Here is a 12,600-nt window from a genome sequence, read left to right as displayed (position 1 = left end):
AGACTCGTTTCATCTCTTTTCGCCGCGAACTCGTCGCTCGACGTCAGTCGGCGAGTCGCTCGACGTCTGTCAGCACCGCGCTCGCCGTCTCGGGACCGCCGGCGCCTCGGCCGGTGATACCCAGTCGACCGCAGTAGTCGGCTTCGATTTGAACGGCGTTTTCCGTCCCTGACGGGGCGACAGCCCCGTTTTCAGGTACCAGTCGCGGGCCGACACGGACCGCGCCGTCCGCGACCTCGACGATGAGTCGAATCGTCTGGCCGTCTTCCTGTGCCAGGTCGAGCATGCTCCCCGAGAGCTCCTGAATCCCCTCGACTTCGGCGTCATCGAGCGTGAACTCCGTCTCACCGTCGGAGAGGACGTTGGCGACGATGACACCCTTGAGGGCCGTGTCCGTCCCGTCGACGTCGAACGTCGGGTCCGCCTCGGCGACGCCGAGGTCCTGGGCCTCCGCGAGCACGTGCTCGTAGTCGAGTCCCTCGGCGGCCATCCGCGAGAGAACGAAGTTCGCCGTCCCGTTCAGCACGCCGTAAACCGCCGACACCCGCGACGGACCCACGTCCTCGATAGTCGAGAGGATGGGAAGCGCGCCGCCGACGGTCGCGCCGAATCGGACGATTCCCTCGCTTTCGGCTTCGAGCGCGCGCAGGTCGGCGTACCGTTCAGCCACGGGCCCTTTGTTCGCGAGCACGACGTGCCGGTCGTCGGCCAGCGCCCGCTCGACGTGCGAGAACCCGGGCTCGGCGTCGCCGAGCGTCGTCGGCGTCGCCTCCACCAACACGTCGTAGTCGGCGTCGAACACCGCACCGGGGTCCGCCTCGCCGACCACGCCGTCGTCTCGTTTCTTCGAGCGCACCGCGTCGGCGTCGAGGCCGTCGGCGTCGACGGCGGCGCTCTCGGAGTCCGCGAACGCGGTCACGACGTGGCCGTGCTCCGCGGCCAGTTCGACGACGGCACTCCCGACCGCACCGGCGCCGAGGACACAGAGCCTCACGCGCGACCCCCCACGGTCAGCGGCTCGACGAGTTGCAGGTCCTTTTCGTCGGCGATTTCTCGCATCGCGGCGAGGACCTCTTCAGTCGCCCCCGACGCGGCGGCCAACTGGAAGCGGGCGCTGGAGACGTCGATGGAGCCGGCGGGCGCGGACAGCGAGATGTCGGTGACCGTCGCGTTCCGCGTCGCCTCGATCTGCGTCAGCGTGTCGGAGAGGTCCGTCTCGATGAGGTGACCCGAGAGGATGATGGTCAGGCGCTCGCTGTAGCGCTCGGTTCCGGCCTGAATGACGTTGATGCCGGCGTCGCTCAGGCCCTCGACGATGTTGTCGAAGCGGTCGGGAGTCGCCTCAATATCGACCTCCACCGGGATGTAACCGCGCGGGGTGACGTTGCCGCGCTCGTGGAAAATCGAGAGGAGGTTCCCTCCGTGTTCGGCGATGGGCTGCAGCGAGCGCAGGAGTTCGCCGGGTTCGTCGACGAGTTCGAGCCGGAGCGTGTACGCTTGGACGTCGTTGTGCACCTCACTCATCCGTACAACACCGTACCAACGTGTCGTTCATTGTCGGGAGTCGAGCGAGCACACCCATATACGTATTGCGTTCGAACGGCTCGGACGCCGACTGCGGACGCGGCCGTCGTCCCGCCTGCTGTGAGAGAGTCATCACTGAGGGTTCGCCGTACGCGCGTCGGCCCGAAATGTACTCAGGTTCGCTACAAAGATTACCGCACCGAGGCGACGATTGGGGGCGAGGAAGAACGCAGATATCATACAATACTCTTCATCGAGACAGCACCGGCCACGAGCGATTTCTGAGTCGATATTCGATAAGCGACATATATTAGTAGCTATTCAACTGATTCTCAATAGCTATCAGAATATTTCAGAAGATAGTGTTCGAGTATATCTTATCGGATTAGTTCTCAGATTATCCACACCACCGTTTGTGTATGTTATGAACATAACTATCTCCCCGAACTACACGATTCTAAACAAACAATAGTTAACAGACCACACAGCGTAGATACAGTCGTATCCACCGCCGGCGGCGAGCGAGAACGCGGCCGCACGCGGACGGATACGAGAGGGGAAATTCAGAATGGCATCAGCAAGCACACCGACACCGACGCCGACGGGGAACGAGCGAATCGCCCGACGCTTCCCGGAGGAAGTCGCGAGCGAGGGGAACATCGGGCTCATCGACGAGATTTGTGCCGAGGACATCCTCGACCACAGCCCGCTCGGAGAGGTTCAGGGGCGCGACGAACTCAAAGCGCAGATTTCGGGGCTCCGAGAGTCCTTTTCGGATTTCTCGGCCACGGTCGAAGACGCGATTACGGAGGGCGACACGGTCGCCATGCGCGTCACGCTCCGCGGGACGCACGACGGCGCGTTCATGGGCATCGAACCCACCGGGAAGACGGTCGAGGTCGGCAACATGGTGTTCAGCCGTATCGAAGACGACATGATAGTCGAGCGGTGGGTCCAACCGGACATGCTCGGCATGCTCACGCAACTCGGCGCTGTCGAACTACCTGAGGCGTGACCTGAACAGAGACCGATACTTTTTGTGCGACGGACGCGCCGCTCAGCGACTGAGAAGGAAGTACGGGCGACCGGGCACCCGCCCGCACTCCACGGACACTGGGGAAAAACTCCCCTGTATACGCAACCCAAGTGCAGGTATGTACCTGCAGTAGACGCCTACAACGTCCTCGGTTAAAACATTTTTCAAGTGTCATATGCGACGTGTGGACAGCAATCACCCCTCGGCGACCGGCGAGTCAGCCGTCGAACGCCGAGAGCCGGCGGCGTTCCTGTGCGAGGATTCGCTCCCAGTAGTCGAACAGGACGCTGTCGAGGTCGTACACGTCGGCGATGCGACGGACCCACTCGTCGTCCGAAAACAGCAGTCGCTGGAAGGTCCGCACGTCGGGGTCGAGTTCGGTCCGCCGGCCGGTGTAGTAGGCGACGGTCTGCTCGCGGGTCCGCTCGACCAACAGCGGCGGGACGAAGATGCCCGACTCGCGGGCGACGTAGGTGAACCACTCTAGATGGAGAATCGCGTCGGCGAGGACGAACCGCTCGGCGAAGCCGTCGACGTACGCCGTCGCGGGGCGACCGTCGACGTACACGTCGTCCGGGCGGGAAAACCGCGGCACCGACAGGTGCGGGAGGTCGTCGGCGTAGCGCTCGGCGACCCGCCGAAGCCGGAAGTCGGCGTAGGCACAGGGGGCCGCGAGGCCGAGTTCGTACCACAGCGGCATCCACTGACAGAACGGGTCGCAGAACACCGCGTCGGCCAGCAGGTCGGCGGCGACGGAGCGGGCGAGGTCCGGTGGGAGGTCGGTCCGCCCCGCCCGCATGGCGTCCGTCGCGCGGACCACCCGCGACTCGAAATCGCCGACGCGGAGTCCCATGCCCGCGGCCACGTCGTGGACGTACTCGGCACCGATTCGGTACCAGTCCGCGAAGTCGGCGGGCCGGCGGAGTCGAAGGAGGCGCAGAACGGTCACAGGAGAACTACGGACGACGGCGGTTTGGCTCTATCCCCGCGTGGGCGAGGCGAGGACGACACCTACCGCCGGTCGAACGAGAGCGCGAGCGGCGTCGCGTTGGTCAGGTTGTCGCTGACCGGGCAGCGCGATTCCACGGCGGCGAGCCACGCGTCGATGGTCTCTTCGTCGGCGTCCACGTCGGCGGTGACCGCGACGCGAATCTCCTCGTAGCCGGCGCGGCCGTCGTCGCGCTTGCCGATGAACTTCGCGGGGTTCAGGTCGCCCTCGATGGAGATTTCGAGGTCTCGTACGTCGAGGTCCATCTCGCGGGCGACCACGTGCCCCGTGACGTTCAGACAGCCGGCGAGCGCCCCGAGGACGTACTCCACGGGATTCGGCCCGGCGTTCGCCCCACCGAGCGATTCGGGCTCGTCGACGACGAACTCGAAGCCGCGGGTGGAGACGCGGGTCTCGGTCGGGGAGTCCGCGCGGGCGCTGACGTCGAAGGTGAGTTGTTGGGGTTTCTCTGCGGACATAGCCGTACAGACGCGCACGCGGTCGATAACACCAGTCGGCGGTTCTCAGCCCTCGGGAAGCGTGTTAGCGGCTGTCTGTCCCGGGTTCTATCGCGGCCGAGTCGCGCGCGTCGTCCGCCAGCACGTCGTCGAGTCCCCACTCCGACGCCCTCGCGCGAGCCTCCTCGCGGGCCTCGGACCGGATCTCCTCGATTGCGTCGGCGTCGGCGAGGAACGCTTCGACCGCGCTCTGGTCGCGGCCCTCGTCGCGGCGGGCGGCGGGGGCGGCGTCGACGGTCTGTTCTGCCAACCGCTCGTCGCCGGCGAGGACGCGGGCCGGCTCGCCCGGCGGGATGCGGAACGCCTCGACCTCGTGGGCGTCCGCGAGGGCCGCGGTGTCGACGGCGTGGACCGCGGCGCGGGTCGGGCCGGTGACGGCGAACCCCTCCAAGCCGTCGCGGCCGCCGACCTCGCGCTCCGTGTCGTAGGCGAGCACGGGAATCCCGTCTTCGAACGTGACGACGCCGCTGGTGGTCTCGCCGAGGAGGAGCGCGTCTTGCGGCTCGAAGACGACGTAGCCGGTCAGTTCCTCGTCGAGCACCGCCCGAAGGACCGCCGCGGCGTCGTCGACGACGCGCGACCGGCGGAGTTCGCCCCGCGGGATTCTCATATCCGCTCGGGGACGACGGCGCTCTTGAACCGCTCTGCTACGTCGCGGCCGTCGCCGTCGCGCACGTCGAGTCGGGCGGCCGCCTCGCGGAAAGCGTCCGCGGCCGGGTCCTCGGGGGCGTGCGCGAGGAGGGGTTTCCCCTCGCGGCGGGCCGCCCGGACCGCGTCACTCTCGGGAACCGAGGCGAGCGTCTGCCCTCCGAAGTAGCGGCCGGCCTGCTCGGCGATTTTGTCGACGTTCTCGTCGGGTCGCACGCGGTTGAACACCACGCCCGCCGTGTCGGTGCCGTAGGAGTGAGCGTACTCCTGGACTTTCAGCCCGTCGGACAACGACGGCACGGTGGGCTGGAGGACGACGACGATGCGGTCCGCGAGGACGACCGGAAGCACCGCGCTCTTCGAGCCGAGCGCGGCGGGCGAATCAAGGAGGAGCACGTCCGCGTCGGCGGCGAGTTCGGCGACCACGTCCCGGAGGCGACCGGGGTCCGCGGCCTCGAACGCCGCGAGACTCGTCCCGCAGGGGACGACCGACATGCCGAACCGCTCGTAGACCGCGTCGGACACCGCGGCGTCGCGCTCGTCGACGAGTAAGTCGTGGAGCGTCACGTCGGCGTCGTCCAACCCGGCGTGGAACAGCAGGTTTGCCATGCCCGTGTCCGCGTCGATGACGGTCACGTCGTAGTCCTCGGCGAGCGCCATCCCCAGCGCGAGCGTACTCGTCGTCTTCCCCGTGCCGCCCTTCCCGCTGGCGACGGCGAACGCCTCGACCATGCCCCCACGTGTCCGGTGATTTCGCATAAGTGTTCGGAACGGCTGTGGACGCGCGCCGACGAACACCGTGTTAAACGGTAACAAGCATTAATAGTGAGGCCATAATGGTGTAGAACGACCAGCGATGTTCCGAATCGTCATCCAATCGTTCGCTTTCGTCGTCGACGACTCGACGTTCGCGGTGTACGCGACTCTCCTCACCATCGCGTTCATCGTCTATCTGAATCGGTGACTCGGCGGTCAGCGAGACGGTCGGTGAACGAGTTCCGCGGCCCCGACGGAGAGAAAGTGAGACCGAAACCGAGACCGAGAGCCGCCAGCGGTCGTTCGATGAGTCGAAAGCGAGACGCGACCGCGGCGACTCAGGCCGCCTCGGCGAGCGCGGCGAGCAGGCGGTCGTTTTCGTCCGGGCGGCGGACGTTGATTCTGACGTGCGAGTCGAGCCGCTGGTAGTCGCGGGCGTCGCGGACGGCGAAGCCGCGACGCCGGGTCTCGTGAAGAACGCGGTCGACGTCGTCGGCGCGGAACAAGACGAGCGTGCTGTCGGCCGGGTGCGGTTCGTACCCGAGTCGGTCCAAGCCCGCGACCACCCGCGGGCGCTCCCGTTCGACCCGGTCCCGCGTGGCTTCGAGGAAGGCGTCCTGTTTGAGACAGAACGTCGCGACCTCCACCGCGGGGGCCGACAACACCCACGTACACCGCGCCCGCGAGAGCCGGTCGCCGAGGTCACCCGTCGCGGCCGCGAACCCCGCGCGGAGCGAGGGGACGCCGAAGACGTTCGTCACCGAGTGGAGGGCGATGACGCCGTCGAGGCCGGCCGTGCTCGGGAGGCGCGTGAAACCGAGGTACGACTCGTCGACGATGACGGGCGTGTCGACCCGGCGGCAGTCGTCGATGAACGCCCGAAGCTCGTCTCGCGGGTAGGCCGTCCCGAGCGGGTTCGCGGGGTAGCTGAGAATCACCGCCGCGTGCTCGCCGGGGTCGACGGTTTCGAGCAGTCGGTCGTGGGGAACGTGGACCGGCTCGCCGCCTTGGAGCCGGATTTCGCGGGCGTACTCGCCGCAGCACGGGGCCGGGAGCGCCACGCTGTCGCCCGGCGAGACTGTCACTCCGACGGCGAGTCGCATCGCCTCGATGACGCCCGCCGCGGGGACGACCTCCTCGGGGTGACAGCCCACGAACTCCGCGGCCGCGACGCGAAACCGAGAGTAGTCGTCCAGCGAGTATCGCCGCGAGGTGGAGAGCGCCGACTCGTAGACGCCGGCGATGCCCGCTGGCCGCTCCGGGTTCGACCCGGTGCTGAAATCGACGAGGGAGTGGTCGGCGGTCCCGCCGTGGGTAACGTGGTCGACATCGGGAACGGAACCGGGATCCATACCAACGTGCTAGCCACCGACTATAATCAAGGCTTCTACGGGAACCATTTAGCTACCACCGTGGATTCCACACCCCACGAGCCGTTTTTTCGGTGGTTCTCAAATCGGAGAGACGGTCGCGCGGTCGTCGGCGACGACGCCGTAACTCGCCTCGTCGACGCCCCGGGGAATCGGGTCGTCGTCGTACCGCGAATCGAGGCTCGCGAGCACCGCGTCGCGGACGCAGACCCGCGCGGCGTTGCCGACCTCGGTCGCGCTCCCCGAGAACGGCACCGGGTCGCCCGTGGGGTCGCACGCGGCGACCACGGCGTCGGTCGTCGTCCCCGGCGCGCCGCAGCGGTCGAGGAGCGTCGCCGCCTTCGCCTCGGCGGCCACGGCGACGAGGTTCGCGAGCGCACCCGGCTCCAGCGACCGCGTCGTCCCGACGAAGACGTTGACCGTGCCTGTCGGGTCACCGCCGTCGCCGCCGGCCGTCACGTCAGCCGTGTCCGACTCGTCGTCCCGTTCGCTCGGGTCGCCGTCTATCGGGAGTTCCGCCGGGTTCGACACGCCCGCAGTGGCGACGACCCCGACCGGGCCGAACCGGGCGCGTCGGGCGTGTTCCTGCCCCACGCCCGTCAGGAGCGTCGGGCCGCGCTCGTCGAAGCCGGCAGACGAGAGTCGACGTTCGACGTACGCGTCGAGGTCCGTCTCGGGCCAGCCCTCGGGGACGGTGACGTTGAACGCGGCGTCGGCCCGCGACTCGCCGCCGGCGTAGCCCGTCGAGAGCCAGCGCGTGTCCGGACGGCTCAGCCGACAGACGCCGTCGCGGCGCGTCGCCTCAAACATCGTCGGCGACGGCGGCGAGCGCCCGGAGCAGTTCGTCGTTCTCGTCGGGGCGTTTCACCGCGACGCGGACGTGCGAGTCGAGCGTCGGAAACGTCGTCGCGTCCCGGACGGCGACGCCGCGGTCGCGGGCGGTCTCGACCACCGCGTCGACGTCGCGGTCGCCGACGTCGAAGAGGAGAAACGGCGCGTCCGACGGGTACACGTCGAAGGCCTCGGACAGCGTCTCGCGGAGTCGTTCGCGCTCGTCCGCGACGCGCTCTCGCGTGCGCGAGACGAACTCTGCGTCGTCCATGCAGTGCGTGCCGACGGCGGCCGCGGGCGTCGAGAGCGACCACGCTCGTCGGGCCACGGCGAGTCGGTCGCCGAGGTCGTCGGTGGCGACGGCGAACCCGGCGCGGATGCCCGGCAGGCCGAACATCTTCGTCAGCGACCGGGCGACGACGACGCCGGGTTCTCCCGCGAGGCTCGGCTCGTCGGTGAAATCGAGGAACGCCTCGTCGACGACGAGGACCGTGTCGGCCTCGCGGCAGCGCGCCGCGAACGCCCGGAGGTCGGCGGCGGGCGCGAGTTCGCCCGTCGGGTTGTTCGGCGTGCAGACGACCGCGACCGCGTGGCCCGCGGGGTCGGCGTCGAGGAGTTCGTCGTGGGCGACGGGAACCGGCTCCGCGCCCTGCAGGCGAATCTCGCGGTCGTACTCCCCGAAACTCGGTTGGGGGACGAGCGCGGTGTCGCCGGGCGACAGCGTCACCTCGAACGCGAGCCGCAGGGCTTCGAGGCCGCCCGCGGTCGGCACGACCGCGTCGGGGACACAGCCGACGTAGTCGCCGGCGGCCGCCCGGAAGTCGCCGTAGTCGTCGTCGGGGTAGCGGGTCGAAGCGTCGAACGCCTCGCGGTACACCGCCTCGACGCCCGCGGGCCGCTCGGGGTTGGTGTTCGCGCTGAAGTCGAGGACGGTCGGGTCGGTGGTCCCGCCGTGGGGGACGCGGCTCCCCGCCCGGACGGACTCAGGGTCCATCGTCGGTATCGGCGTCGGCCGCCGTGGTCTCGACGGCCTCGGGGTCCAACGTCGAGAGCACGTCGAGCGTGGCCGACTCCACGTCGTCGAGGACGCCCATCCGGTCGGCGAGCATGAGCGCGCCGCCCATCCCCGCGCCCTCCTTGGCCTCGCCCGCGGCGTAGCGGTCCAGCGGGTGCGTCTCGAAGCCGGGGTCGGTGACGGTCAACTCGAGGTCGAGCGCCTCGGCGGCGGCGGCCAACTCGGGCACGTCGTCGGCGAGGTACGAAGTGGTGGCGAGGGTCAGGTCGCCGTTCGCGCCGGCGTGGCGGGCGAGCGCGGCGGCCGCGAGCAGTTGCGTCCCGCCGCCGAGCGTCACGTCGATACCGTTTTCGAGCGCGCCGACGGTGAGTCCGGCAACGACCGGAAGCACCGGGTCGCCGAGGTAGCGGGCGGCGCGCCGGGGCTTGTGGGCCGCGAAGCCGGGTTCGACGTCGCTGGCTTCGAACGCCTCGTCGACGACCTCTTCCTTCAGGCTCGTCGGGTTGTCCGGGAGCGACGACGAGACGGGGAACTCCTCGCCGAGCGCGCGGAACACCGCGAGCGCGGTGGTCGTCCCGCCGGGGACGGTCTCGCCGATGACGAGTTCGTCTTCGGGGAGCGCGAGGCCCATCCGCCGGGCCGCCTCGAACGCGCCGGGCGCGGTCGGGACCGGTTCGCTCTCGCGGATGTCGCGGCCGGGTCGCGCCCCCACGTCGATGGTCGGTGCGGCGCTCGGCTTGGCGAGACCGGCGTCCACGGTGAGCACGTCGAATCCGGTGAGTTGCTTGACGGCGCGGGTGACGGCCGCGGGCGTCGGACAGCCGGTCGGGCTGACCGGCGTCACCGGCGAGCGGACGGGCTCGCCGTACTCGATGATTTCGGCGTCGGCGCTCGGCGTGTGGCCGACGAGCGAGGGGTCCGCGCCGGCGGCGCTGATACCGGGAATCTTCGCCGTCTCGGTCGTGCCGGCGACGAGGACTACTCGCATCGGTCCTCCGCGAGCGCGATGTCTGTCGGGCGGTTCACGTTGAGTGCGAGTCTGGTGTCTGTGGAGAGGTACATGGTCGAATCGGTGTCTGTGTCTGCGTCGGTGTTGGTGTCGGCGCCGGTGCCGGCGTTCGTCTCGGCGTCGGTCTCGGCAGCTGCGTCCGCGGGGCCGACGACGCCCAGTCCGGTCGGGCAGACGGCGGTCCCCTCGTAGTCGAAGACGAGCGCGTCGTCGACGCTGGCGCCGAGTTCTCGCTTCAGTTCGACGGGGACGCACGCGGTGGCGGCCCCGCCATCGGCGGCCGCGACGACGGCGTCGACGTGTTCGGGAGCTACGAGCGGCAGGTCGGAGACGACGGTGACGGCCGGTCGAGAGACGCGGGCCAGCGCGAATCCGAGGTCGGAGACGTAGCCGTCGCCGGGGGCCTCGATGGGGTCGAGACCGAGGTCGGCGGCGCGGTCGCGGGTGTTCGGCGTGTGCGGCGAGGTGACCGCGCGGACGGTCTCGACGCTCGAATCGCGGAGCGCCGCGGCGACTCGGTCGAGCATGGGCCGCCCGCAGATTTCCACGAGCGGCTTTTCGACCGGCGCGTCGAGGCGGGTGCCGCGGCCGCCGCACATCACGAGAGCGTCCATACCACCACCCCCACGTGGACGGCCGCGGCGCGGGCCAGTTCGTTCGTCGCGCCGAGCAGGTCGCCCGAGACGCCGCCGAGTCGGGCGCGACCCCACGAGCGGACGAGGAGCGCGACGACCGGTCCACAGCAGAGCGCCGCGACGACCGCGGGACCGCCCGTGACCGGCGCGAGCGCGACGACCGGGAGACAGGCCACGGCGACGGCGAGCAGCCCCGAGGGGCTGTTCTCGCCGACGAGCGCCGATCCGAGCCCCTCGTGGGCGGGCGCGCCGAGACAGACCAGCGTCGCCATGCCGGCTTTCGCGCCGACCTCGGCGGCGAGCGCGATTGCGACGGCGGCCGTGAGGCCGACGCGACCACCCGCGCCTGCGAGTCCGAACGCGCCGAGCGCGAGGACGACGAGCGTCAGGCCGAACGCGAGCAGGCCGCCGACCCCCGTCTGAGAGTCCTTCAGGACCGACAGCCGCCGGCCGGCGTCGCCGTGGACGACCGCGGCGTCGCCGAGGTCCGCGAGGCCGTCGGCGTGGGTGACGCCGGTCACGAGGTACAGCGTCACGAGGTACAGCGCGGCCGCGGTCGGAATCGGCAGCGGGAGCAACAGCGGGAGCGCGGCGAGCGCGCCGACGACGTAGCCGACGAGCGGAAACGCCACGGGCGCGCGCCTGAAGGCGTCCCAGTTCGACTCGTCGCCGCCGACGGGGAGGCGGGTGAGGAAGCCGAGCGCGCCGCGGAGCGCGGTCAGAACCACGCGACCACCCCCGCGACGGCGAACGCGGCGAGGCCCGCCCGCGAGACGAGTCGGACGCCCCGCGCGGCCGTCGCCGCGTCGGGTGCCTCGGGACCCCCGTCGAGCAGGTAGTGGCCGGGCTTTTCGAGTCGCGTTTCCAGCAGGACCGCGAGGGTCGCCATCGGCCACCCCGAGTTGGGCGACGACGGGCGGCGCGCCAGCTCGCCGACCCGGGCCACCGTGGCCGGCGCGCCGGCGACGACGGCCAGTAAGACGGCCGAGACGCGCGCCGGGAGCCACATCACCGCGTCGTCGAGGCGGGCCGGAACGCGACCGACCGGCTTGTGTCGGTAGCCGAGCATCGAGTCGAGCGTGTTGACGCCTTTCACCCACGCGGCCGCGCCGACCGCGAGCGGGAGCGACGCGGGCGCGAGGAGCGTAAACGCGAGCAACGGGGCGACGAGCCCGTCGGCGAGGTTCTCCGCGGCGCTCTCGACGGCGGCGCTCCGGATGTCGGCCGCCGAGAGCGACGACGGGTCGCGCCCGGCCAGCGCCCGGAGTTCGTCCCGGGCGGCGTCGAGGTCGGACTCGTCCGCCGTGGCCGAGACGACCGTCTCCGCCGCGTCGAGCAACATGCGAAGGCTCGTGGTCGAAAACAGCGCGAGCGCGGCGACGGCCGCGCCGAGCCACGGCGAGACGAGCGTCGCACCCCACGTCGAGCCCGCGGCGACGCCCGCGGCGAGAGCCGGGAGCGCGACGGCCGCGACCGCGCCGACGAGCGTCGGACGGGCCCACTCGCGGTCGACGGGGGAGACGAGTCGTCCGAACAGCGCGACAGGGTGGATGCGCGCCGGCGGTTCGGCGAACCCTCGGTCCAGCGCCGCGGCGGCGACGACGGCGGCCGCGGCGGTCACGGGCACGGGTCCTCCCCGGTGCGTAGCCTCGCCGCGACCGATTCGAGCGTCGTCTCCCGGAGGTTCACGAACCGGCCGCCGACGCCCTCGACGCCGCCGTCGGAGTCCGGATCGTCGCCGACGTGGACTACCTCGGTCGCCTCGACGCCGAGGCCGCGAGCGGCCGCCTCGAACGCTTGCGGGTGAGGTTTCCGCCAGCCGCAGGCGACGCTCGTCGTGATGTCGTCGAAGCCGCGCCGGTCGAGGTCCGAGCGGATGAGCGTCCGCGCGACGAGTTCGGGAACCGAACAGTTCGAGAGGAGGCCGACCGCGCCGGCCTCGCGGGCAGCCGCGACCGCCTCGACCGCGCCGGGACGGGTGGTCACCTCGGGGTCGAACGCCGTGATGACCGCGCGTCGGGCGGCGTTATCCGGCGAATCGACGCCCCGAGAGCGAAGCGCCGCGGCGACGTGAGCCGGAAGCGGAACCTCCGCGCCTTCGGGCGCGTCGATGTGGACCTCGCGGTAGGCGTCGTCCCAGTCGTCGGGGACGGCGACGCCGTACTCGCGGAGCGCGTCTGCGACCGCCGCGCCGGGGTCTGACGGGTACTCGGCGTCGACGAGCGTACCGAAGAGGTCGAACGTGACTGCCACTAGAATTTCATTGGCGA

The 12,600-nt window shown here is 70.2% G+C and carries 15 protein-coding genes; 1 reads left to right on the top strand and 14 read right to left on the bottom strand.

The annotated features are described in order from the left end of the window. Nucleotides 1-43: 43 nt before the first annotated feature. Entirely contained in the window at nucleotides 44-994 is a 951-nt protein-coding gene (locus C5B91_RS01475; protein ID WP_115818998.1) for a homoserine dehydrogenase, read from the bottom strand. Beyond that, nucleotides 991-1,524: an amino acid-binding protein gene (locus tag C5B91_RS01470; RefSeq protein ID WP_004973130.1), complete on the bottom strand. Its 534-nt coding sequence runs from the start codon at nucleotides 1,522-1,524 to the stop codon at nucleotides 991-993. The genes C5B91_RS01475 and C5B91_RS01470 overlap by 4 nt, the downstream gene beginning before the upstream one ends. Nucleotides 1,525-2,092: 568 nt before the next feature. Between C5B91_RS01470 and C5B91_RS01465 the strand changes: the two genes are divergently transcribed. Continuing rightward, nucleotides 2,093-2,539: an ester cyclase gene (locus tag C5B91_RS01465; RefSeq protein ID WP_008091894.1), complete on the top strand. Its 447-nt coding sequence runs from the start codon at nucleotides 2,093-2,095 to the stop codon at nucleotides 2,537-2,539. A 238-nt stretch (nucleotides 2,540-2,777) separates the two neighbouring features. On the opposite strand, the gene C5B91_RS01460 is transcribed toward C5B91_RS01465, so the two are convergent. The 12 genes from C5B91_RS01460 to C5B91_RS01405 all read right to left on the bottom strand — a co-directional run bounded on the left by C5B91_RS01460 (nucleotide 2,778) and on the right by C5B91_RS01405 (nucleotide 12,583). Next, nucleotides 2,778-3,509 carry a hypothetical protein gene (locus tag C5B91_RS01460; protein WP_008091893.1) on the bottom strand — a complete coding sequence of 244 codons (732 nt, stop codon included), beginning with the start codon at nucleotides 3,507-3,509 and terminating at the stop codon, nucleotides 2,778-2,780. 62 nt (nucleotides 3,510-3,571) lie between these two features. Beyond that, nucleotides 3,572-4,027 (bottom strand): OsmC family protein, encoded by a 456-nt coding sequence (locus C5B91_RS01455; RefSeq protein ID WP_008091892.1) that lies wholly within the window; start codon nucleotides 4,025-4,027, stop codon nucleotides 3,572-3,574. Nucleotides 4,028-4,091: 64 nt separating this feature from the next. Continuing rightward, nucleotides 4,092-4,676, bottom strand: coding sequence for a hypothetical protein (locus tag C5B91_RS01450; protein ID WP_049968085.1), 585 nt, complete (start codon nucleotides 4,674-4,676; stop codon nucleotides 4,092-4,094). Continuing rightward, entirely contained in the window at nucleotides 4,673-5,446 is a 774-nt protein-coding gene (locus C5B91_RS01445) for a P-loop NTPase (RefSeq protein ID WP_008091890.1), read from the bottom strand. The genes C5B91_RS01450 and C5B91_RS01445 overlap by 4 nt, the downstream gene beginning before the upstream one ends. Before the next feature lie 362 nt (nucleotides 5,447-5,808). After that, entirely contained in the window at nucleotides 5,809-6,822 is a 1,014-nt protein-coding gene (locus C5B91_RS01440; protein WP_115818997.1) for a histidinol-phosphate transaminase, read from the bottom strand. 99 nt (nucleotides 6,823-6,921) lie between these two features. Next, nucleotides 6,922-7,650 (bottom strand): adenosylcobinamide amidohydrolase, encoded by a 729-nt coding sequence (locus C5B91_RS01435; RefSeq protein WP_115818996.1) that lies wholly within the window; start codon nucleotides 7,648-7,650, stop codon nucleotides 6,922-6,924. Beyond that, nucleotides 7,643-8,665: a threonine-phosphate decarboxylase CobD gene (gene cobD / locus C5B91_RS01430; RefSeq protein ID WP_115818995.1), complete on the bottom strand. Its 1,023-nt coding sequence runs from the start codon at nucleotides 8,663-8,665 to the stop codon at nucleotides 7,643-7,645. Before cobD ends, C5B91_RS01435 begins: the two co-directional genes overlap by 8 nt. After that, nucleotides 8,655-9,674 carry a nicotinate-nucleotide--dimethylbenzimidazole phosphoribosyltransferase gene (locus tag C5B91_RS01425; protein WP_049968081.1) on the bottom strand — a complete coding sequence of 340 codons (1,020 nt, stop codon included), beginning with the start codon at nucleotides 9,672-9,674 and terminating at the stop codon, nucleotides 8,655-8,657. Before C5B91_RS01425 ends, cobD begins: the two co-directional genes overlap by 11 nt. Then, nucleotides 9,665-10,309, bottom strand: coding sequence for an NTP transferase domain-containing protein (locus C5B91_RS01420; protein WP_233514182.1), 645 nt, complete (start codon nucleotides 10,307-10,309; stop codon nucleotides 9,665-9,667). The genes C5B91_RS01425 and C5B91_RS01420 overlap by 10 nt, the downstream gene beginning before the upstream one ends. Next, entirely contained in the window at nucleotides 10,294-11,058 is a 765-nt protein-coding gene (gene cobS, locus C5B91_RS01415) for an adenosylcobinamide-GDP ribazoletransferase (RefSeq protein WP_008091878.1), read from the bottom strand. Before cobS ends, C5B91_RS01420 begins: the two co-directional genes overlap by 16 nt. Beyond that, a complete protein-coding gene (locus C5B91_RS01410) occupies nucleotides 11,049-11,957 on the bottom strand; it encodes a CobD/CbiB family cobalamin biosynthesis protein (protein ID WP_008091877.1) in 909 nt (302 codons plus the stop codon). Before C5B91_RS01410 ends, cobS begins: the two co-directional genes overlap by 10 nt. After that, on the bottom strand, nucleotides 11,948-12,583 hold the full coding sequence (locus tag C5B91_RS01405; protein WP_115818993.1) for an HAD family hydrolase: 636 nt from the start codon (nucleotides 12,581-12,583) through the stop codon (nucleotides 11,948-11,950). Before C5B91_RS01405 ends, C5B91_RS01410 begins: the two co-directional genes overlap by 10 nt. Nucleotides 12,584-12,600: the final 17 nt, after the last annotated feature.

The sequence above is a fragment of the Haloferax sp. Atlit-10N genome, assembly GCF_003586325.1.
GTDB lineage: Archaea > Halobacteriota > Halobacteria > Halobacteriales > Haloferacaceae > Haloferax > Haloferax prahovense.
This window is presented reverse-complemented; position numbering and strand designations above follow the sequence as displayed.

Excerpts from the sequence above, each read along its gene's own strand:
- C5B91_RS01470 (WP_004973130.1), bottom strand. The coding sequence starts at position 1,524 with ATGAGTGAGGTGCACAACGACGTCCAAGCGTACACGCTCCGGCTCGAA.
- C5B91_RS01465 (WP_008091894.1), top strand. The coding sequence starts at position 2,093 with ATGGCATCAGCAAGCACACCGACACCGACGCCGACGGGGAACGAGCGA.
- C5B91_RS01455 (WP_008091892.1), bottom strand. The coding sequence starts at position 4,027 with ATGTCCGCAGAGAAACCCCAACAACTCACCTTCGACGTCAGCGCCCGC.
- C5B91_RS01450 (WP_049968085.1), bottom strand. The coding sequence starts at position 4,676 with ATGAGAATCCCGCGGGGCGAACTCCGCCGGTCGCGCGTCGTCGACGAC.
- C5B91_RS01445 (WP_008091890.1), bottom strand. The coding sequence starts at position 5,446 with ATGGTCGAGGCGTTCGCCGTCGCCAGCGGGAAGGGCGGCACGGGGAAG.
- C5B91_RS01440 (WP_115818997.1), bottom strand. The coding sequence starts at position 6,822 with ATGGATCCCGGTTCCGTTCCCGATGTCGACCACGTTACCCACGGCGGG.
- C5B91_RS01435 (WP_115818996.1), bottom strand. The coding sequence starts at position 7,650 with ATGTTTGAGGCGACGCGCCGCGACGGCGTCTGTCGGCTGAGCCGTCCG.
- cobD (WP_115818995.1), bottom strand. The coding sequence starts at position 8,665 with ATGGACCCTGAGTCCGTCCGGGCGGGGAGCCGCGTCCCCCACGGCGGG.
- C5B91_RS01425 (WP_049968081.1), bottom strand. The coding sequence starts at position 9,674 with ATGCGAGTAGTCCTCGTCGCCGGCACGACCGAGACGGCGAAGATTCCC.
- C5B91_RS01420 (WP_233514182.1), bottom strand. The coding sequence starts at position 10,309 with ATGGACGCTCTCGTGATGTGCGGCGGCCGCGGCACCCGCCTCGACGCG.